General features: G+C 73.2%; 13 protein-coding genes. 3 read left to right on the plus strand and 10 right to left on the minus strand.

Annotated features, from left to right (window positions below; genetic code table 11):
• Positions 1–29: 29 nt before the first annotated feature.
• The 5 genes from ACVGV0_RS18210 to ACVGV0_RS18230 form a co-directional block, all read right to left on the minus strand.
• A complete protein-coding gene (locus ACVGV0_RS18210; protein ID WP_459156902.1) occupies positions 30–1,103 on the minus strand; it encodes an amidohydrolase family protein in 1,074 nt (357 codons plus the stop codon).
• Positions 1,100–2,656 carry a signal recognition particle protein gene (ffh, locus tag ACVGV0_RS18215; RefSeq protein WP_459156903.1) on the minus strand — a complete coding sequence of 519 codons (1,557 nt, stop codon included), beginning with the start codon at positions 2,654–2,656 and terminating at the stop codon, positions 1,100–1,102. The genes ACVGV0_RS18210 and ffh overlap by 4 nt, the downstream gene beginning before the upstream one ends.
• A 120-nt stretch (positions 2,657–2,776) precedes the next feature.
• A complete protein-coding gene (locus tag ACVGV0_RS18220; RefSeq protein ID WP_459156904.1) occupies positions 2,777–4,498 on the minus strand; it encodes a DEAD/DEAH box helicase in 1,722 nt (573 codons plus the stop codon).
• Positions 4,499–4,824: 326 nt separating this feature from the next.
• A complete protein-coding gene (locus ACVGV0_RS18225; RefSeq protein ID WP_459156905.1) occupies positions 4,825–5,439 on the minus strand; it encodes an AAA family ATPase in 615 nt (204 codons plus the stop codon).
• A 183-nt stretch (positions 5,440–5,622) separates the two neighbouring features.
• Positions 5,623–6,573: a helix-turn-helix transcriptional regulator gene (locus ACVGV0_RS18230; RefSeq protein ID WP_459156906.1), complete on the minus strand. Its 951-nt coding sequence runs from the start codon at positions 6,571–6,573 to the stop codon at positions 5,623–5,625.
• 89 nt (positions 6,574–6,662) lie between these two features.
• On the opposite strand from ACVGV0_RS18230, the gene ACVGV0_RS18235 reads away from it, so the two are divergent.
• Entirely contained in the window at positions 6,663–7,028 is a 366-nt protein-coding gene (locus ACVGV0_RS18235; protein WP_459156907.1) for a VOC family protein, read from the plus strand.
• 696 nt (positions 7,029–7,724) lie between these two features.
• Here ACVGV0_RS18235 and ACVGV0_RS18240 read toward each other — a convergent pair.
• The 3 genes from ACVGV0_RS18240 to ftsY form a co-directional block, all read right to left on the minus strand.
• Positions 7,725–8,942: a CynX/NimT family MFS transporter gene (locus tag ACVGV0_RS18240; RefSeq protein WP_459156908.1), complete on the minus strand. Its 1,218-nt coding sequence runs from the start codon at positions 8,940–8,942 to the stop codon at positions 7,725–7,727.
• Between the two features lie 100 nt (positions 8,943–9,042).
• The gene (locus ACVGV0_RS18245; RefSeq protein ID WP_459156909.1) at positions 9,043–9,723 is read right to left on the minus strand and encodes a FadR/GntR family transcriptional regulator; all 681 of its coding nucleotides are present in this window, start codon (positions 9,721–9,723) and stop codon (positions 9,043–9,045) included.
• Between the two features lie 303 nt (positions 9,724–10,026).
• Positions 10,027–11,802: a signal recognition particle-docking protein FtsY gene (gene ftsY / locus ACVGV0_RS18250; RefSeq protein ID WP_459156910.1), complete on the minus strand. Its 1,776-nt coding sequence runs from the start codon at positions 11,800–11,802 to the stop codon at positions 10,027–10,029.
• A 135-nt stretch (positions 11,803–11,937) separates the two neighbouring features.
• On the opposite strand from ftsY, the gene ACVGV0_RS18255 reads away from it, so the two are divergent.
• Together ACVGV0_RS18255 and ACVGV0_RS18260 are read left to right on the plus strand one after the other, a co-directional pair.
• The gene (locus ACVGV0_RS18255; RefSeq protein ID WP_459156911.1) at positions 11,938–13,119 is read left to right on the plus strand and encodes an anhydro-N-acetylmuramic acid kinase; all 1,182 of its coding nucleotides are present in this window, start codon (positions 11,938–11,940) and stop codon (positions 13,117–13,119) included.
• A gap of 2 nt (positions 13,120–13,121) precedes the next feature.
• On the plus strand, positions 13,122–14,618 hold the full coding sequence (locus tag ACVGV0_RS18260; RefSeq protein WP_459156912.1) for a sodium:solute symporter: 1,497 nt from the start codon (positions 13,122–13,124) through the stop codon (positions 14,616–14,618).
• A 140-nt stretch (positions 14,619–14,758) separates the two neighbouring features.
• Here the strand turns inward: ACVGV0_RS18260 and smc are convergent, their stop codons facing one another.
• Positions 14,759–18,505 carry a chromosome segregation protein SMC gene (smc, locus tag ACVGV0_RS18265; protein ID WP_459156913.1) on the minus strand — a complete coding sequence of 1,249 codons (3,747 nt, stop codon included), beginning with the start codon at positions 18,503–18,505 and terminating at the stop codon, positions 14,759–14,761.
• A gap of 110 nt (positions 18,506–18,615) precedes the next feature.
• Positions 18,616–18,900 (minus strand): acylphosphatase, encoded by a 285-nt coding sequence (locus ACVGV0_RS18270; protein WP_459156914.1) that lies wholly within the window; start codon positions 18,898–18,900, stop codon positions 18,616–18,618.
• Between the last annotated feature and the right edge of the window lie 72 nt (positions 18,901–18,972).

Below are 18,972 nucleotides of genomic sequence, written 5' to 3' on the forward strand. Positions count from 1 at the left end.
AATCACATCCGACCCGCGCGGGGCGCGCATCAACGCAGCACGCGCCCCCGCAGGATGATGCGTCGCGGGTGGCGCAGCACGGCGAGGTCCTCGCGCGGGTCGGTGTCGTAGCACAGCAGGTCGGCCGCGCCGCCGGGAACGCCGGCGGCGGCACCGAGCCAGTCGCGCGCGGCCCAGCAGGCCGCGCCGATCGCCCGCTCGCGGGACATGCCGACGCGGTGCAGCGCGTGCAGCTCGTCGACGAGCGAGCCGTGGCTGATGCTGCCACCGGCGTCGGTGCCCGCGTAGACGGGTACGCCGGCCTCGATCGCCTTGGCCGCGGTGGTGTCCGCGCGCTCGTGCAGCGCCGTCATGTGCGCGGCGTAGGCGGGGTACTTCGTGGCCGCGGAGGCGAAGGCGGGGAAGTTCGCCACGTTGATCAGCGTCGGCACGAGCGCGGTGCCGTTGCGCGCCATCCGCTCGATGGTCCCGTCGGTGAGCCCGGTGCCGTGCTCGATGCAGTCGATCCCGGCGTCGAGCAGCCCGGGCAGCGCGTCCTCGCCGAAGACGTGCGCGGTCACCCGGGCGCCTTCGCCGTGGGCGGCGGCGATCGCGTCGACGAGCACCTCGTCCGAGAACACGGGAGCGAGGTCGCCCGCGGAGCGGTCGATCCAGTCGCCGACGAGCTTGACCCACCCGTCCCCGGCGCGGGCCTGCTTGGCCACGAGATCGGGCAGCTGCGCCTCGTCCTCGAGCTCCTCGGCCAGCGAGGGGATGTAGCGCTTCGGCTTGGACAGGTGCCGCCCGGCGCGGATGATCCGCGGCAGGTCCTCCCGCGCGTCGAGCGGGCGGGTGTCGCCCGGAGCACCGCAGTCGCGCAGCAGCAGCACCCCGGCGTCCCGCTCGGTCTCGGCCTGCTCGGCGGCCTCGACGAGGTCCACCGGGCCCTGCGGGCCGATGCCCACGTGGCAGTGCGCGTCGACCAGCCCCGGCAGCACGTAGCCGCCGCGGAAGACGGTTTCCGCCTCCGGGACCGGTTCGGCGCGCACCGCACCGCCGCTGATCCACAGGTCGCGGTGCTCACCGCCGGGCAGCACCGCACCGCTGAGGTGGAGCGCCGTCACTTCTTCTTTCCGAAGTTGAGCTTGGAGGGGTCGAACCCGGCGGGCAGGTCGTTGAGGCCCTGCTCGAGCTTGGACATGTCCTGGTTGCCGCCACCCGGCATGCCGCCGGGGAGGCCTCCGGGCATGCCGGGCATGCCACCGGGCATCCCGCGTCCGCCCTTCGGCGGCGTGGGGCCCTTGTTCTTGCCCTTCTTCCCCTTCTTGCCCTTCTTGCCCTTCTTGCTCTTCGTCGCGCTGCCGCCGCCGATGCCGTACTGGCCGGCCATCTGCTGCATCATCTTGCGCGCCTCGAAGAACCGGTTGACCAGGTCGTTGATGTCGCTGATCTGCACGCCGGAACCGCGCGCGATGCGCTGCCGCCGCGAAGCGTTGATGATCTTGGGGTTGGACCGCTCATCGGGCGTCATGCCGCGGATGATCGCCTGAACCCGGTCGAGGTGCTTCTCGTCGAAGTTCTCCAGCTGGTCCTTCATCCCGTTGGCGCCGGGCAGCATGCCGAGCAGGTTCTGCAGCGGCCCCATCCGCCGCACCGCCTGCATCTGCTCGAGGAAGTCCTCGAGGGTGAGGTCACCGGTGCCGAGCTTCTCCGCGGCCTGCTCCGCCTGGTCCTGGTCGAAGGCCTGCTCGGCCTGCTCGATGAGGGTGAGCATGTCGCCCATGCCGAGGATCCGGCTGGCCATCCGGTCCGGGTGGAAGACGTCGAAGTCGTCCACCTTCTCGCCGTTCGAGGCGAACAGGATCGGCTCGCCGGTGACCTGGCGGACCGAGAGCGCAGCACCGCCGCGGGCGTCGCCGTCCAGCTTCGTCAGCACCACGCCGGTGAACCCGACACCGTCGCGGAAGGCCTCCGCGGTGGTCACCGCGTCCTGACCGACCATGGCGTCGAGCACGAACAGCGTCTCGTTCGGTTCGACCGCGTCCCGGATGTCCGAGGCCTGCTGCATCATCTCCTCGTCGACGCCGAGCCGGCCGGCCGTGTCGACGATGACGATGTCGTGGTGGCTGTGCCGGGCCTGCTCGACGCCCTGCCGCGCCACGGCGACCGGGTCGCCGACACCGTTGCCCGGTTCGGGCGCGTGCACCGGCACGCCGGCGCGCTCACCGACCACCTGGAGCTGGTTGACCGCGTTCGGCCGCTGCAGGTCGCAGGCCACGAGCAGCGGGGTGTGGTTCTGCTTGGACAGCCACTTGGCCAGCTTGCCCGCCAGCGTCGTCTTGCCCGAACCCTGCAGACCGGCGAGCATGATCACCGTGGGCGGGTGCTTGGCGTAGTCCAGCCGCCGGGTCTCGCCACCGAGGATGTTCACCAGTTCCTCGTTGACGATCTTGATGACCTGCTGGGCCGGGTTGAGCGCCTGCGAGACCTCGGCGCCCTTGGCCCGCTCCTTCACGCCCTTGATGAACTCGCGGACGACCGGCAGCGCGACGTCGGCCTCGAGCAGGGCGATGCGGATCTCCCTGGCCGTGGCGTCCACGTCCGCGTCGGTCAGGCGGCCTTTTCCGCGCAGGTTCTGCAGGACCGAAGTGAGCCGGTCGGAAAGTGTGTCGAACACGGGGTCACAGGCTCCAGAGTCGATGCGTGTACCTCGGCACCCCTGAAGGGTAACCGGCGTGCGCCAGTGCCGGACGCGGGTGGCGGTTCCGCGCCACCCGCGTCCGGCCGGAGGCCCGCGTCAGGAGGTGCTGTGCGGGCGGCGCGGACGCTTGTCGAACCGGCCCGCGCGACCCTCCTTGCGCGGTCCGGCGCCGCTCTTCCGCCCGCGGTCGGTGCCGCGGCTGCGGTTCGGCCGCCCGCCGCGCCGCCCGACGACCTCGTCATCGGCGCGGCTGATGTGCAGCCCGCGCCCGGCGACCTGGGTCCGGCCGAGCTTGCGCAGCAGCTGCTCGGGCAGGTCGGCGGGCAGTTCGACCAGCGTGTGCTCGGCGCGGATGTCGATGTTGCCGATGTGCTTGCTGGCGAGCCCGCCTTCGTTCGCCAGCGCCCCGACGAGGGCCTTCGGCGTCACGCGGTTCCGGCGCCCCACCTCGACCCGGTAGGTCTCCTTGTCGGACTTGTTCGACTCGAAGTCCGGGGTTTCCAGCTCGTCGGAGGGGTCCAGCAGCAGGGGCCGGTCGCCCTGGGCCATGCTCGCCAGCGCCGCGGCGATCCGCACCGGGTCCGCGTCGTGCTCGCTCTGGTAGTCCCGCACCAGGTCCTCGAACACCTCGAGGTCCCCGCTGCCGAGCGTGTCGGTGATCTGCGCGGCGAAGCGGGCGAGCCGCTGCTTGTTGACCTCCTCGACGGTGGGCAGCTGCATCGGTGTGATCGTCTGCCCCGTGGACTTCTCGATCCCGCGCAGCAGCCCGCGCTCGCGCGGTGAGACGAACAGGATCGCCTCACCGGTGCGGCCGGCCCGGCCGGTCCGGCCGACCCGGTGCACGTAGGCCTCGCGGTCGCGAGGGATGTCGTAGTTGAACACGTGCGAGATGCGCTCGACGTCGAGCCCGCGCGCCGCCACGTCGGTCGCGACGAGGATGTCGACCTTCCCGTCGCGCAGCTGGCCGATCGTGCGCTCGCGCAGCTGCTGCGGCACGTCACCGTTGATGGCGGTGGCGCGGAAGCCCCGCGCCTGCACGTACTCGGCGAGCTCCTCGGTGAGCTGCTTGGTGCGCACGAACACGATCACGCCGTCGCACTGCTCCGCCTCCAGCACCCGGGTCAGCGCGTCGCGCTTGGCCGAGTCCCGCACGGACAGGTAGCGCTGGTTGACCGTGGCGGCCGTCCGCGTGGAGCTCTCCACGGTGACCTCGACCGGCTCGCGCATGTAGGACTGGCTGATGCGGCGCACCGCCGGCGGCATCGTCGCGGAGAACAGCGCGGTGCGGCGCTGGGCGGGCGCCGAGCTCAGGATCGTCTCGACGTCCTCGACGAAGCCCATGCGCAGCATCTCGTCGGCCTCGTCGAGCACGACGTGCTCGAGGCCGCTGAGGTCGAGCGTGCCGCGGTTGAGGTGGTCGATGACGCGCCCGGGCGTGCCGACGACCACGTGCGGGCCGCGGCGCAGGCCCTCCAGCTGCGGGCGGTAGCTCTGACCGCCGTAGATGGACAGCACGCGCAGGCCGTCGAGGCCGGTGGCGTAGCTCTGGATCGCGTCGCTGACCTGGATGGCGAGTTCGCGGGTGGGGCACAGCACCAGCGCCTGCGGCTGCTGCTCCGCCACGTTCACCGTGGACAGGATGGGCAGGGCGAACGCCGCTGTCTTGCCGGTGCCGGTCTGGGCCAGGCCCAGGACGTCGTTGCCTTCCAGCAGCGGCGGGATCGTGCGTTCCTGGATGGGGGTCGGTGTTTCGTAACCGAGCTCGACCAGAGTTTTCAGTACCTCGGGGTCGAGATCGAGCTCATCGAAAGTCGGCATGCTGGACGCGGGTCTCCTCGTAGGTCGATCAGGGCTGGATCAGATCCGAAGCGGCCCTACGCGGCACGTCCGGGGTGAAACAGCGCAGCGCGTCATCACGCAGTGCGCCATCACGGCAGTGCGCACCACACAGTCGACCACGTGTCGACGCCACCCAGCACATCCCGCGGGTGGCCACACCACGCACCGGGATGAGCACCCCGTTGCCAGTCACTCGCAGCTCGATGATCTCAGCCGGAACGGCGGAATCTGCCCGCCGCACGGTCCACCAGCCTAACCAGGACGATCGCCGCTGCGCGCGCCACCCCGGGAAACGGGGACGAACGTCACCGCGAGCACTGCTCGGACACGTCCACGCGGATCCCGCCGTCGAGCTGGTGCCTGCTGAACGCGTGCACCCGCGGCCAGCCGCGCAGGCCGGCCCCGGTCGCGAGCAGGCCCTCGATGCGCACCGCGCGCCGCACGTGGCGGGCGAAGGACCACGCGCCGATGAGGCGGCCGCGGGCGCGCTGCCCGTCGAGCGCGTCACCGGGATCGACCCGCAGCCACACGAGCACCCGCTCCCTTCCGCTCAGCCGCGCGCACAACGCCAGGAGAGCGCGGCTGCTCGCCCGGGTGGCCGGCTCGTGCGCTGCGACGGGACCGCTGGCGACGAGGCACCAGCGGACGATGCGCAACCCGTGCAGCACGTGCACCAGGGGGCGGTACCAGCCGTAGCGCACCCAGCCGGGCAGCACCGAGCGCAGGCGCTCGCGCGCCTCGTCCGAGTCGAGCACGACCGGTTCCCCGGGCGTTGCACGCGCGGCTGCGCCGGCGCGCGTGGACAACCGGCCGAGCACGGTGCTCTTGCCCGCGCCGGGAATGCCGGCGAAGACGACGAGCGAGCGCCGGGGCACGCTGATGACCGGCGGGTCGGCGGCAGGCGCCGCGGAGGGGTCCACGACATCAACAGGTTACGCGTCGATCTTGATCGCTCGCGCCCGACCACCGCCCCCGCGCCGCTGGCGGGTCGGTGCTCGAGGTTCCGTTGTCCAGGGCGGGTGCTCGGGGCAGCTGGGACGTGCAGGAGGTCCTCCCACCTGCCCCCGGCCACCCCGTGCGCAAAACGACCTGACGAAGCCCTGCTAGAGGTACTGCTGCAAGGTGTCGGCGGCGAGCTGGCGGAGGCGGTCCCGCGCCGCGGGCGGCCCGGTCACGGTGATGCCGTCGGCGAACTGCAGCAGTTGGCGCACGTCCTCCACCTCGCGGCACGCCACCGCGATGTCCACCCGGTCGCACTGCTCGGCGGAGCGCACAGTCAGCCGGCTGCCGAGGATGCGCTTCGCGCGGTCGAGTTGGGCGGAGTCGAGCACGGCCTCGACCCGCAGCGGGGCGGGAGCTTCCCACTGCTCGGTGAGCTCCGCGGCGACGCGGGGCAACGTCGCCCCCGCGCGCAGGCGGCGCGGTGTTCGCAGCGCCCGCCACTCGACGAGGCGCTCGAGCGAGTACAGGCGGGGGGAGCCGCCGCGGTCGGCGACCAGGTACCAGCGGCCGCCCTTGGCCAGCAGACCATAGGGATCCACCGTCCGCCAGGCGGGCTCGCCCTCCTCGGAGCGGCGGTAGTGGATGCGCAGGCGCACTCCCCGGCGCAGGTCCCCGAGCAGCTCCGCCGGGGAGATCCCTCCCGGCCGGGGTCCGAACCACGGCGTGTTGTCGGTGGTGACGACCGCGCTCAGCGGCAGCGCGTCCTGCTCCGGTGACCGCCGGACGGCTGCCACCTTGCTGCGGGCGCGCCGGGCCTCGACAGCGGTACCCAGTTGGTCCCGCTGCTCGTCGTCGAGGCCCTCCAGCGCGAGGTGGTCGCGTTCGGCCGGTGCGAGCCGCGATGCGTCCAGGGCTCCACCGGGCAGCAGTGCCACCCCGCCCCACCGGCCGCGCCGCACCAGCAGCGGAAAACCCGCCTCCTGCAACCAACGCAGGTCGCGCAGCACGGTCCGCACGGAGACCCCGAGCTCGCGGGCCAGCTCGGCGGTGGTCGTGGACTCGCAGCTCTGCAGCGCGATCAGCAGGGAGAAGAAGCGATCCGGCGGCACCACCGGAGGATCTCATCAATCATGCCGGAACTCGTCACCGATGACGCGCAGTCTCCGCGTGTCCGCACACCACGAACACGTGGAGGTCTTCCGTGACGCGCCCGAACATGTTCATCGTCCACGTCACCGACGCACCGGCGTCCGCCCGCTTCTACGCCGACCTGTTCGAGATGGCTCCCAGCTTCGAAACCCCCAGGTTCATCGCCTTCGACCTCGACGGCGGTGTCCAGCTCGCCCTGTGGAGCGGGGATCCGGAGCGCGCGGCCCGGACGCTGACGAGGACCGGCGAGCTGTGCGTGGCCCTGCCCGGTGGGCCCGAGGCGATCGACCGGCAGTTCCGCGCGTGGTCGGAGAAGGGCGTCGACGTCGTCGCGGAGCCGCGCGACGAGGTGTTCGGGCGGACCTTCGTCGTCGCCGATCCCGACGGCAACCTGATCCGCGTCGCACCGGTGGATTGACGGAGGTCGCGGAGCGGCCCTTCCCCCACGTGCGGGCCGCTCCGGCCTCTCCCCCTGATCCCCCTCGGCTCCCCTCGTGCACGGCGGCTGAGCAATCCCCGCCCGACCCCCAGAACGGGCGGGGATTCGCCCTGACCGCCCGGCCTTCCCTCTGCGCCGTGCACGAATGAGTCTCCCGGTCCGAGCGGGGGCGCCGAGACCGTGAACCCCCGTGTGTTGATCTAGGTAGAGATACGCATTCCGAATGCGTAGACACCGTCCGGACGCGTGGGGCCCACCCGGACACGCGCGGCTCGCCCGGAGGTGCAGGCCCCACCGGACACGTGAGACCCGCCCCGGTGCGCGCGACTCGCGGAGGCGCAGCCCCCGCACCGGAGCGCCCCCGTGGGAAGCTGCCGAAGCGCACCGGCGCCCGTGCCAGACGGGTGACGCGGGCGCCGGAGAGGTCGGCCGTGATCGCGGGCAACCCGCCCCTGACGTCGTGCGGACGGCTGCGCCGCGGACTGCGCCGGGGCCCCGACACGCACGGCAACACCCCGCCCGACGCGCAGGGCCCTTGGGGAGAACCCGACCCCCCTGGGGATAACTTGTGCTCCATTCGCGTGGGGACAACTCACAATTTTCATGAAAATTGCGCTCTCTGGAACGAGTCCAATCACGCGGGGGGCCGTGCCCCGGGTCAGGCGCGGCGGTCGGTCACGAGCTCGTTCCCCCGGTGACGGAGTCGACCTGCACCGGGCGTCCGGCGAACATCCCGGCGGCGAAGTGCCCGGCGCAGCACGCCCACAGCAGCACCAGGGGTGCGGTCCAGTTGCCCGACAGGTCGTGGATCAGGCCGATCAGCAGCGGACCGGCGGCCGCGATGAGGTAGCCGCCGCCCTGGGCCATGCCGGACAGGGCCGCCGTGGTGTCGCTGTCCGGCGAACGCAGCCCGAACAGGGTCAGCGCCAGGCCGAACGCGGCTCCCTGGGCGACGCCGAGCAGAACGACCGCCGCCCACACGCCGGCCGGTGCCGGGCCGAACACGACCCCGGTGAAGCCGAGGGCGATGAGCACGGCCAGGACGACGGCGATGAGCCGCTGGTCGCGGGTGCGGCGCACCAGCACCGGCACGCTCATCGACCCGACGGCCTGCACCGCGGCCTGCACGCCGAGCGCCAGGCCGGCCGTCCCCGCGCTGAACTCGCGGCCTTGCAGCATGCTCGGCAGCCACCCGAACACGACGTAGGCCATGGCCGACTGCAACCCCATGAACACCGTGACCTGCCACGCCAGCGGCGACCGCCACAGCCGCCCCGGGCGAGAGGGCAGCGGCGCCGGACCGGAGCGCCCGCGCAGCACGAACAGGCTGATCACCAGCGCGACCGCCACCGGGACCGCGAGCAGGCCGAGCGGGGCGCGCCAGGCCGATCCGGTGGTTTCGGAGATCGGCACGACGACGCTCGCGGCGACCGCACCGCCGAGCGTGAGGCACACCGTGTACACGGCGGTGATCACCGGAACGTTGTCCGGGAAGTCCCGCTTGATCAGCCCGGGCAGCGCCACGTTGGCCACGGCGATGCCCGCACCGACCACGACGGTGCCCAGCAGCAGCGTCGACACCGGTCCTGCCGCGCGCAGCAGGTTGCCCGCGACGAGCACCACCAGGCAGCCCAGCAGCACGCGCTCGTCGCCGAACCGCTGCCGCAGCTTCGGCGCGAGGAAGGCGAACGCCCCCAGGCACACCACGGGCAGCGTGGTGAGCACGCCGCCGAACGAGGAGGACAGGCCCAGGTCGCGCTGAATCCCCTCCAGCAGCGGCGCGACGGAGGTGAACGGCGGTCGCAGGGCCACCGCGACCAGCACGACGAGCACCATCGTGGCGATGACCGCGCTGGACCTCCGCCGCTGGTGGTCGTGCACTTCGGTTCGCATGCTCACAGCTCTCCTGCATTCCTCTCTGCGCGCGCGGCTGTGCCGCCGGTCGACCGGTGCGGCAGCCGGTGGTTCCGCCGCGCGTGCACCCGGCGTTGCGTCATCGGTCCTCGTCGAGGGCACTGCGCAGGGAATCGAGTCCGGGCTCGATCACCGCCTGCGCGGCGCGGGCCGCGGCGTCGGCATCACCACCGGCGATGGCGTCCACCAGAGCGCGGTGCGCCTGCGGGCCGGATTCGACCAGCTCGTGCGCCGCGCGCAGGGTTTCGAGGCTCTCCCGCAACCTGCTCAGCAGGTACCGGTACATCTCCAGCAGCAGGGGGTTGCCGGCGGTTTCCACCACGGCCTGGTGGAAGTCGACCTCGGCGGAGCCGAACTCGTCGGGAGTGGCGGCCTCGTCGCGCCGTTCCAGCAGGGCCCGCAGCCGCGCGATGTCCTCGTCGGTGCGGCGCACCGCGGCGAACCGGGCTGCGGTCACGTCGTAGCCGAGCTGGACCTCGAACACCTCGCGCACCCGCGCCAGGTTGAGCTGCCGCAGCATGGGTGTCGGGTCGGTCGCGCTGACGACGTAGGTCCCGGAGCCCTGGCGGCTCTCCAGCACGCCGAGGTGCACCAACGCGCGGACGGCTTCGCGGACGACGGCGCGGCTGACGTCGAGCTCACCGCTGAGCTCCTGCTCCGTCGGGATCCGTTCCCCCGGGCGCCACGCGCCGGCGGAGAGCTGCTCGGTGAGCCGGGCGATGACGTCCTCCACCGAGGAGCGCTTGCCCACGCTGCGCATGTCTCCCCCTGTTCGCGACCCGCACCCCGCCCCCGCGGACGGCTCGCCTCCGCGGGGGCGGGTCGATGCCCTCACTCGACCAGGCTAGGAGAGTTGTCAGTCATCAGACAATTTTTGCCGCGGAGATCCCGGCCACAGCACATGCGCCCGCCCCGGCCGCGAGCAGGGCTCCGGCACAGGCGGGTGGACATGTCCCCAGAAACGTCCACCGCCACCGGGACCCGCAAAGCGAGCTGAGACTCGCCCCGGGGCTCCGGGAAGCCGGGGTTCTCCCGGCGGGCCGGGATCACTCCGGGGAGCGGGTCACTCCAGCAAGGCGTCGACGAACGCGCCCGGGTCGAACGGGGCCAGGTGATCCGGCCCTTCCCCGAGCCCGACGAGCTTGACCGGCACGCCCAGTTCGCGCTGCACCTGGAACACGATGCCGCCCTTGGCCGTGCCGTCCAGCTTCGTCAGCACGATGCCGGTCACGTCGACGACGTCGGCGAACACGCGCGCCTGGGCGAGCCCGTTCTGGCCGGTCGTGGCGTCCAGCACCAGCAGCACCTCGTCGACCTGGGCCTTCTTCTCCACGACGCGCTTGACCTTGCCGAGCTCGTCCATGAGGCCGGTCTTGGTGTGCAGCCGGCCGGCCGTGTCCACCAGCACCGCGTCGACGCCCGTCTCCCCGGCCCGGCTGACCGACTCGAACGCCACGCTGGCCGGGTCGGCGCCCTCGTTGCCGCGCACCACCTCGGCACCCACGCGCTCACCCCACGTGCCGAGCTGCTCCACCGCGGCCGCGCGGAACGTGTCGGCCGCGCCGAGCAGCACCGAGCGCCCGTCGGCGATGAGCACCCGGGCGAGCTTGCCGGTGGTGGTCGTCTTGCCGGTGCCGTTGACGCCGACGACGAGCACCACGGCCGATTTGCCGCCGTCAACCGGGTCCCCGTGCGGCAGCGCCCGCACCGAGCGGTCCATGTCCGGGCCGAGCGCGTCGACGAGCACCTCGCGCAGCAGTGCGCGCACCTGCTCCGAGGTGCGCACCCCCCGCGTGGCGATCTCCGAGCGCAGCCGCTCGGTGATCTCCGTGGTGGTGGCCGCGCCGAGATCGGCCATCAGCAGGGTGTCCTCGATCTCCTCCCAGGAGTCCTCGTCGAGGTCACCGGCGCCGAGCAGACCGAGCAGGCTCTGCCCGAGCGTCGAGCGGGACTGGGAGAGGCGGCCGCGCAGGCGCTCCAGCCGCCCGCTGGTCGGTTCGATCTCCTCCCGTTCGGCCGCGGGAGCGGTGGCCTCGCCAGCAGCGGTGTCCGGCGCGGCGGCAGCGGGGGGCTGCTCAACGGGGGTCTCCGGCTCGGCCGGGGCCTTCTGCTCGGCGATCTCCCGCTCGGTCGCGGCAGGCTCGGCGGGCTCCGGCACCACCGGTTCCGCCGGGGCCGCCGCGCCGCTTCCGGCAGTCGCGGTCGTGCCCGCGGAGCCGGTGCTCTCCCCCGTCCCGGTCTCCTGCGCCTCGGTGGCTTCAGTCTCCTGCGCCGCGGGGGTCTCGGCCGCAGCGGTGTCCGCCTCCGCGGTCGCGGCACCGTCCGCGAGCGCCTGCTCCGACTCGCCCTCCGAATCGGCCGGGGTCTCCGGTTCCGCCGGAGCCTTCTGCTCGGCGATCTCCCGCTCGGTCACAGCTGGCTCGGCGGGCGCTTCCGGCGCCGTGCGCGCGTCCGGCACGCCGGGAGCCCCGGTCGCCGTGTCGGGCAGGTCGACGTCGACGATGCCGCGCCGCTCGCTGTCCCGGGGTACGGCCGCCTCGTCCCCGAGCGCGGGTTCACCGTCCGCTTCGGTGCGGGTCTCCGCCGGCTGCTCGGGCTCGGCGGTGGCCGTCGAGGAACCGGAGCCCTGCTGCGGCGGTCCTCCGCTGGACAGACTGATGCCGCTGCCCGTGCGGTAGCCGGTGCGCTGCTGCGTCTCCGACGAGGAGACCTCGTCCCGTTCCTGCCGCTCGCCCAGGCTGATCCGGCGCCGGCGCGCCAGCAGCAGACCGGCGGTCACGGCGAGCACCAGTGCCACGAGGACCGCGGCGACGATCACGATCACGGTTGAGCTGGTCACGGCCTCCATCCTCGCACCCGCGACGGCGCAGCCCGGCGCGCACCCCGCAGCGCGGGCGCCCGGCTACGACCGATTCCGCGGCGAAACGGGCGAAACGCTTGCGCCTCGCACGCCGTGTGGACTAGACCACGGGGCGTGGCCACTTGGCGAGCGATCGGGGTGCTGTCCGGCACCTCCCTGGACGGCGTGGACGTCGCCGCCTGCGCACTGCGCCTGCGCGGGGGGACGCTCCACCTGGAGCCGCTCGGGCACACCGAGATCGACTACCCGGACTCGCTGCGCACCGACCTCACCAGCGCCCTGCCGCCCGCCCCGGTGACCGCCGCGCAGGTGTGCCACCTGGACACCGCCGTCGGGCAGTGCTTCGCGCTCGCCGCGCGGCGCGGCGTCGAACTCGCCGGGGGCAGCGCCGACCTGGTCGCTTCCCTGGGGCAGACGCTGTACCACTGGGTCGAGCAGGGCACCGCGCTCGGCAGCCTCCAGCTCGGGCAACCCGCGTGGATCGCCGAGACGACCGGTCTGCCCGTGGTGCACGACTTCCGCGCCCGCGACATCGCCGCGGGCGGGCAGGGCGCACCGCTGGCGAGCGCCCTCGACGCGCTGTGGCTCGCCGACCGGACGGAGGTGCACGCCGCGCTGAACATCGGCGGCATCGCCAACCTCACCGTCGTCGACGAGGACCGCCTGCTGGCCTTCGACACCGGGCCGGGCAACGCGCTGCTCGACGTCGCCGCCTCCTGGTACACCGACGCCGCGCGGGACACCGGCGGGGCGCTGGCCGCCCGCGGGCGCGTCCGGCACGACCTGCTCGACCGCCTGCTCGCGGACCCGTACCTGAGCCGCAGGCCGCCGAAGTCCACCGGCAAGGAGCACTTCAACGCCACCTACCTGCGCGCGGCCACGGCGGAGCTCGAGGAGCTCACCCCCCACGACCTGCTGGCCACGCTGACCGAGTTCACCGCGACCACGATCGCCGAGGCCTGCGAGCGGCACCGGGTGGACGTGGTCGTGGCCTCCGGCGGCGGAGTGCGCAACCCCGTGCTCGTGCGCGCCCTGCGCGAGCACCTCCACGTGCACGGGCGACGGCTCGTGCACAGCGACGACCTCGGCCTGCCCGCCCCGGCGAAGGAGGCCTACCTGGCCGCGCTGCTCGGGTTCCTCACCCTGCACGGCCTTCCCGGCACGCTCCGGGGCGGAACGGGCGCGCGCGGCCCGCGCGTGCTCGGCTCCATCACCCCGGGCGCGGGCCCCCTGCACCTGCCCACCCCCGTCGAACCGCCCCGGCGGTTGCGCATCGGCGGCCTGCCCGAGGAGTGACCATGCGTTCGGTGGACATCGCGATCATCGTCGTCTACCTGCTGGCGATGCCCGCGCTCGGCCTGCTGCTCAGCGGACGGCAGCGCACCGCCCGCGACTACTTCGTCGGCAACCGCGCGCTGCCGTGGTGGGCGGTGTGCCTGTCGGTGGTCGCCACCGAGACGTCCACGCTGACGGTGATCAGCGTGCCGACGGTGGCCTACCTGGGCTCGTTCACCTACCTGCAGCTGGCGATCGGCTACCTGATCGGCCGCGTCGTCGTCGCGTTCTGGCTGCTGCCCCGCTACTACGCCGGCGACCTGGTCAGCGCCTACGCGTTCCTGGGGCAGCGCTTCGGCGGTGGGCTGCAGGCCACCGCCTCGGTGACGTTCCTGGTGACGCGGCTGCTCGCGGACGGGCTGCGGCTGTTCGCCACCGCCATCCCGGTCAAGGTCATGCTCGACGCGTTCGGCCTGGGGACGTCCTACTGGCAGATCATCCTGGCGCTGGCCGCGCTGACCGTCGTCTACACCTACTTCGGCGGGATCCGAGCGGTCGTGTGGGTCGACGTGATCCAGATGGTCGTCTACGTGCTCGGCGCCCTCGCCGTGATCGGCTTCCTCGTCGGCCGGCTGCCGGACGGGTGGCTGGGCAGCCTCGCCGAGGCGGGCAAGCTCCAGCTGTTCGACCCCGGCGCGCCGATCCTCACCGACCAGTACTCCCTGATCACCGCGGTGCTCGGCGGAGCGCTGTTCGCGATGGCCTCGCACGGCGCCGACCAGCTGATGGTGCAGCGCCTGCTGGCCTGCCGCACCGTCCAGGACGGCCGGCGCGCGCTGATCTCCAGCGGCGTGGTGGTGTTCCTCCAGTTCGCCCTGTTCCTGTTCGTCGGCGCGCTGCTGTGGGTCTTCTACCGCGGGGCCTCGCCCGAGTCGATGGGCATGGCCAGCGATGACGAGCTCTTCCCCACGTTCATCGTCACCGAGCTGCCGCCGGGGCTGTCCGGCGTCCTCATCGCGGGCATCCTCGCCGCGGCGATGAGCACCCTGTCGTCGACGCTGAACTCGCTGTCGACGTCGACGGTCACCGACATCTACCGCAAGGTCACCGGCGGGCAGGACGCGCGCGTCCTGCGGCTCGGCAAGCTGTGGACGCTGGTGTGGGCGGCGGTGTTCGTCCTGTTCGGCGTGATGTTCACCAGCACCGACAACCCGGTCGTCGAGGTCGGCCTGGCGATCGCCAGCTACACCTACGGGGCGCTGCTCGGCGCGTTCGCCCTCGGGCTGTTCGTGCGCCGCGCCCGCCAGTCCGACGCGATCGCCGCGTTCGTGGTCACGCTGGCCGTGGTGGCCGCGCTCGGCTACGGCGTGCGCCTGCCCGACGGGGAGGGCGGCACCAGCAGCTTGGCCTTCCCCTGGTACACGCCGGCCGGCGTGGTCGTCACCCTGCTCGTCGGCACCGCGCTGTCGCTGCTGCACCCGGCGCCGCAGCGGCGCGGCGAGCGCTCCGGGACCGAGTGAGCACCCGCGGGCAGGGGCGTGCACCCGCGGGACGCGACTCCGGGGTTGGGGAGCCCGCCGCGGGTCCGCGGGGTGCGGCCAGCCACCCGCCGCGGTAGCCGCGTTGGCTCCGGCGGGCCCGCGGCGGGCGCAGCACGCGCTCACTCCGCGGCGTCGTCCCCGCCGCCCGCCGAGCTGGTGCCCTCCTGCCCGGTATCCGAGGGCCCGGCATCCGGGGACCCGGTTCCCGCCTGCTCGGCCGCGTCCGCACCGGTGCCCGCGGCCACCTCGACCGGGTCGGCACCCGCGGTCTGGCCGAGCTCCGCTTCCGAGCGCAGCCGCTGGGAGATCACCTCGGTGATGCCGTCGCCGCGCATGCTCACGCCGTAGAGCGCGTCGCCGATCTCCATCGTCGGCTTCTGGTGCGTGATGATGAGCAGCTGCGAGGTGGTGCGCAGCTGATCCAGCAGGGTGATCAGCCGCCGCAGGTTCGTGTCGTCCAGCGCGGCCTCGACCTCGTCGAGCACGTAGAACGGCGAGGGGCGGGCGCGGAAGATCGCCACGAGCATCGCCACCGCCGTCAGCGACTTCTCCCCACCGGACAGCAGCGACAGGCGCTTGACCTTCTTGCCCGGCGGGCGCGCCTCCACCTCGACGCCGGTGGTGAGCATGTCCTCCGGGTCGGTCAGCGTCAGCCGCCCGGACCCGCCGGGGAACAGCACGGAGAAGACCTTCTCGAACTCGGCGGCGACGTCCTGGAACGCCGAGGAGAAGACCTCCAGGATCTTCTCGTCGACCTCCTTGACCACGTCCAGCAGGTCCCGCCGCGTGGCCTTGAGGTCCTCCAGCTGGTTGGAGAGGTACTTGTAGCGCTCCTCCAGCGCCGCGTACTCCTCCAGCGCCAGCGGGTTGACCTTGCCCAGCTGCTGCAGGTCCTTCTCGGCGCGCTTGGCCCGGCGCTCCTGCTCGGACCGGTCGTACGGCACCGACGGCGGCTCGCTGACCTGCTCGCCGCGCTCCTTCGCCGCCTCGTACTCGGCCATCTCCGCCGCACTCGGCGGCACCGGCACGTCCGGCCCGTACTCGGCGACGAGGTCGTCGAGGGCGACGCCGAACTCCTCGACGATCTTGTTCTCCAGCTGCTCGATGCGCATCCGCTGCTCGGCGCGGACGACCTCGTCGCGGTGCATCGCGTCGGTGAGCTTCTCCAGCTCGCCGCCGAGCTCGCGCACCTGCTGGCGCGCCGTGTTCAGCGCCTGCTCGTTCTCCGCCTGCTTGCGCTGCGCCTCGTCCCGCGCTTCGGTGGCCGCCCGCAGCGAGGTGCGGATGCGCTCCGCGGCCTGCTCGGCGCCCTCCACCACGGCGCGGGCGACGCGGGCGCCGCGTTCGCGGGCCTGGCGCGCGGCCTCGGCTCGGGCGCGGGCCTCCCGCTCGTGGCGCGCGGCGCGGCGCAGCTGGTCGGCGCGCCCCTGCACCGAGCGGGCCCGCTCCTCGGCGGTGCGCAGGGTCAGCTGCGCGTCCACCTCCTGCTGGCGCACCTGGGTGAGCTCCTCGTTGAGCCGGTCCCGCTCGGTGGTGTCCGGCTCGGGCGCCTCCTCCTGCTCGGTCTGCACCGCGGCCAGCTGCTCCTCCAGGGCGGCCAGCCGCATCTGGGACTTCTCCCGCGACTGCTCCACCTCGGCGCGCTGCTTGGTCAGCCGCTGCACTTCGGCCTGGGCGGACTCGGCGGCCTTGCGCAGGCTGTTGATGCGCTCGCTGCTGCGGGCGCGGCGCACCTTGGTCTCGTTGATCTCCTCCTGCACCGCGCGCAGTTCCGCGTTGCGCGACTCCTCCTCGGCGCGGGCGCCCTCCAGCGCGGCCGAGTGCTGCTCCAGCCGGCGATGCGCCGCGGCGAGTTCCTGCTCCGCCTCGTCCACGGCGGCGCGGACCTCGAGCGCGCTCTGCGCGTCCTCGGAGCCGCCGCTGGCCCAGTGCGCCCCGAGGACGTCGCCGGAGGTGGTCACCGCGCGCACCTCGGGGTGCCGCCGGACCAGGTCCGAGGCCGTGTCCAGGTCGTCCACCACGGCGACGCGGTCCAGCGCCCGCAGCACGGCCGGGCGCAGCGCTTCCGGGGCCGCCACGAGGTCGACCGCCCAGCGGGCTCCCCCGTCCAGCGCGGGCCAGCAGGAGCGGTCGGTGGTGGCCGCCTCCGAACCGACGAGCACCGCGGCGCGCCCGGACTCGTCACCGCGCAGCAGCCGCAGCGCGGCGGCCGCGTCGTCGACGCCCCGCACCGCGACCGCCTCGGCGACGCTGCCGAGCGCGGCGGCCAGCGCCACCTCGGCACCGCTCTCCACGGTCAGCAGCGCGGAGACGGCACCGAGCAGGCCGGGCACGCGTTCGCCGGCCTGCAGCAGGGCGCCCGCTCCGTCCTTGCGGTTCAGGCCCATGGACAGCGCCTCCACGCGCGCCTTCCAGGAGGCGATCTCCTGCTCGGCGGCGCGCTCGGACCTGGTGAGCTCGGCGACGCGCTCCCGCGCGGCGTCGCGTCCCCGGGTGGTGCTGCTCAGCCTCTCCTGCAGGTGCTCCTCACCGGAGTCCTCCTCCCCGGTGGCGTCCTCGGCCTCGGCGCGGGCGCGTTCGGCTTCCTCCGCGCGCTCGCCGGCTTCCTGCAGCGAAGCGGTGAGCCGCTCGATCTCGTCGGCGGTGGCGCTGAGGGTGCTGCGGGTGGACTCCACCTCACCGGAGAGCTTGGCCACCCCCTCGCGCCGGTCGGCGATCGCGCGCACGGCGGCGAGGTGCTCCTGCTCGGCCTGCTGGGCCGCGGTGTCGAGCTCCTTGCGCCGCTCGGTGGTGCGGTTCAGCGCCTCGCGGGCCTGCTCGGTCTCCTCGCGGAGCTCGACCTCCTGCTCCTCGGCCTCGTCGGCCTCGGCTTCGAGCTCCTCCGGGTCGCGCCCGGGGCGCTGCTCCTCGGTGGGCGCGGCGCTGAGGTGGCGGTGCCGTTCCTGGGCCAGCCGCAGCGTGCCGCTCAGGCGCTCCTCCAGCGCGGACAGCCGGTACCAGGTGTCCTGCGCCTCGTTCAGCCGCGGCGCGTCGGCCGCCGCCTGCTCCTCGAGCGACTTCTCCGTGGCCTGGGCGTGCTGCAGCTGGGTCTCCACCTCGGCCCGCTTGGCGCGGGCGGCTTCCTGGTCGGCCTCGTCCTTGGCGAGCTCCTGGCGGGCGGAGACGAGGTCGTCGGCGTGCAGCCGCAGCCGCGCGTCCCGCAGGTCCGCCTGCACCGTCTGCGCCTTGCGGGCGATCTCGGCCTGCTTGCCCAGCGGTTTCAGCTGCCGCCGCAGCTCGCTGGTGAGATCGGTCAACCGGGTGAGGTTGGCCTGCATCGCCTCCAGCTTGCGCAGCGCCTTCTCCTTGCGCTTGCGGTGCTTGAGCACGCCCGCGGCCTCCTCGATGAGCCGCCGGTGCTCCTCCGGTTTGGCCTGCAGGATCGTGGACAGCTGGCCCTGACCGACGATGACGTGCATCTCCCGGCCGATGCCCGAGTCGGACAGCAGCTCCTGCACGTCCCGCAGGCGGCAGGTGTCGCCGTTGATCTCGTACTCGCTGGCGCCGTCGCGGAACATCCGCCGGGTGATCGAGACCTCGGTGTACTCGATCGGCAGGGCCCCGTCGGCGTTGTCGATGGTGAGCGTGACCTCGGCGCGGCCCAGCGGCTGGCGCCCGGAGGTGCCCGCGAAGATGACGTCCTCCATCTTCCCGCCGCGCAGGGCCTTCGCGCCCTGCTCGCCCATCACCCAGGTGAGGGCGTCGAGCACGTTCGACTTGCCGGAGCCGTTCGGTCCGACCACGCAGGTGATGCCGGGTTCGAAGCGCAGCGTGGTGGCCGAGGCGAAGGATTTGAACCCTTTCAGCGTCAGGCTCTTCAGGTGCACGGCGTCGATCGACCTTCCCGCGTGACGAGGTGCCGCCGGTCACGGCGCTTCACCACCGGAAGCCTACCGGGTGACCGCCGAACCGGGCCCGCATCGGCTCCCGCGCGGCGCTACCGCTCGACGAACTCCGTCAGCCCGCCTCGGGGCTCCGCCCACTGCTCCACGACGTTGTCGACCCGTCCCGGGGTGTCGCCGGACCGCAGCGCCTCCAGCAGCTCCGCGCAGGCCCGCCGGGGTCCTTCGGCGACCACTTCCACGCGGCTGCCCGGCTTGTTGGCGGCGCTGCCGACCAGACCGAGCTCCAGCGCGCGAGCCCGCGTCCACCAGCGGAAACCCACGCCCTGCACCTGTCCGTGCACCCACGCCGTCACTCGCGCCTGCTCTGCTTCGGTCACATCCGCATCATGCCTGACCCGCCGCGGCGGCGGCACACCACCGCCGCACGGCGGGGTGCGCGGGGTGCGCTC

It is taken from the genome of Salinifilum ghardaiensis (assembly GCF_054491345.1).

Coding starts and splice junctions, on each gene's coding strand:
- ACVGV0_RS18240 (WP_459156908.1), bottom strand. CDS start 8,942: ATGCGAACCGAAGTGCACGACCACCAGCGGCGGAGGTCCAGCGCGGTC.
- ACVGV0_RS18220 (WP_459156904.1), bottom strand. CDS start 4,498: ATGCCGACTTTCGATGAGCTCGATCTCGACCCCGAGGTACTGAAAACT.
- ACVGV0_RS18245 (WP_459156909.1), bottom strand. CDS start 9,723: ATGCGCAGCGTGGGCAAGCGCTCCTCGGTGGAGGACGTCATCGCCCGG.
- ACVGV0_RS18260 (WP_459156912.1), top strand. CDS start 13,122: ATGCGTTCGGTGGACATCGCGATCATCGTCGTCTACCTGCTGGCGATG.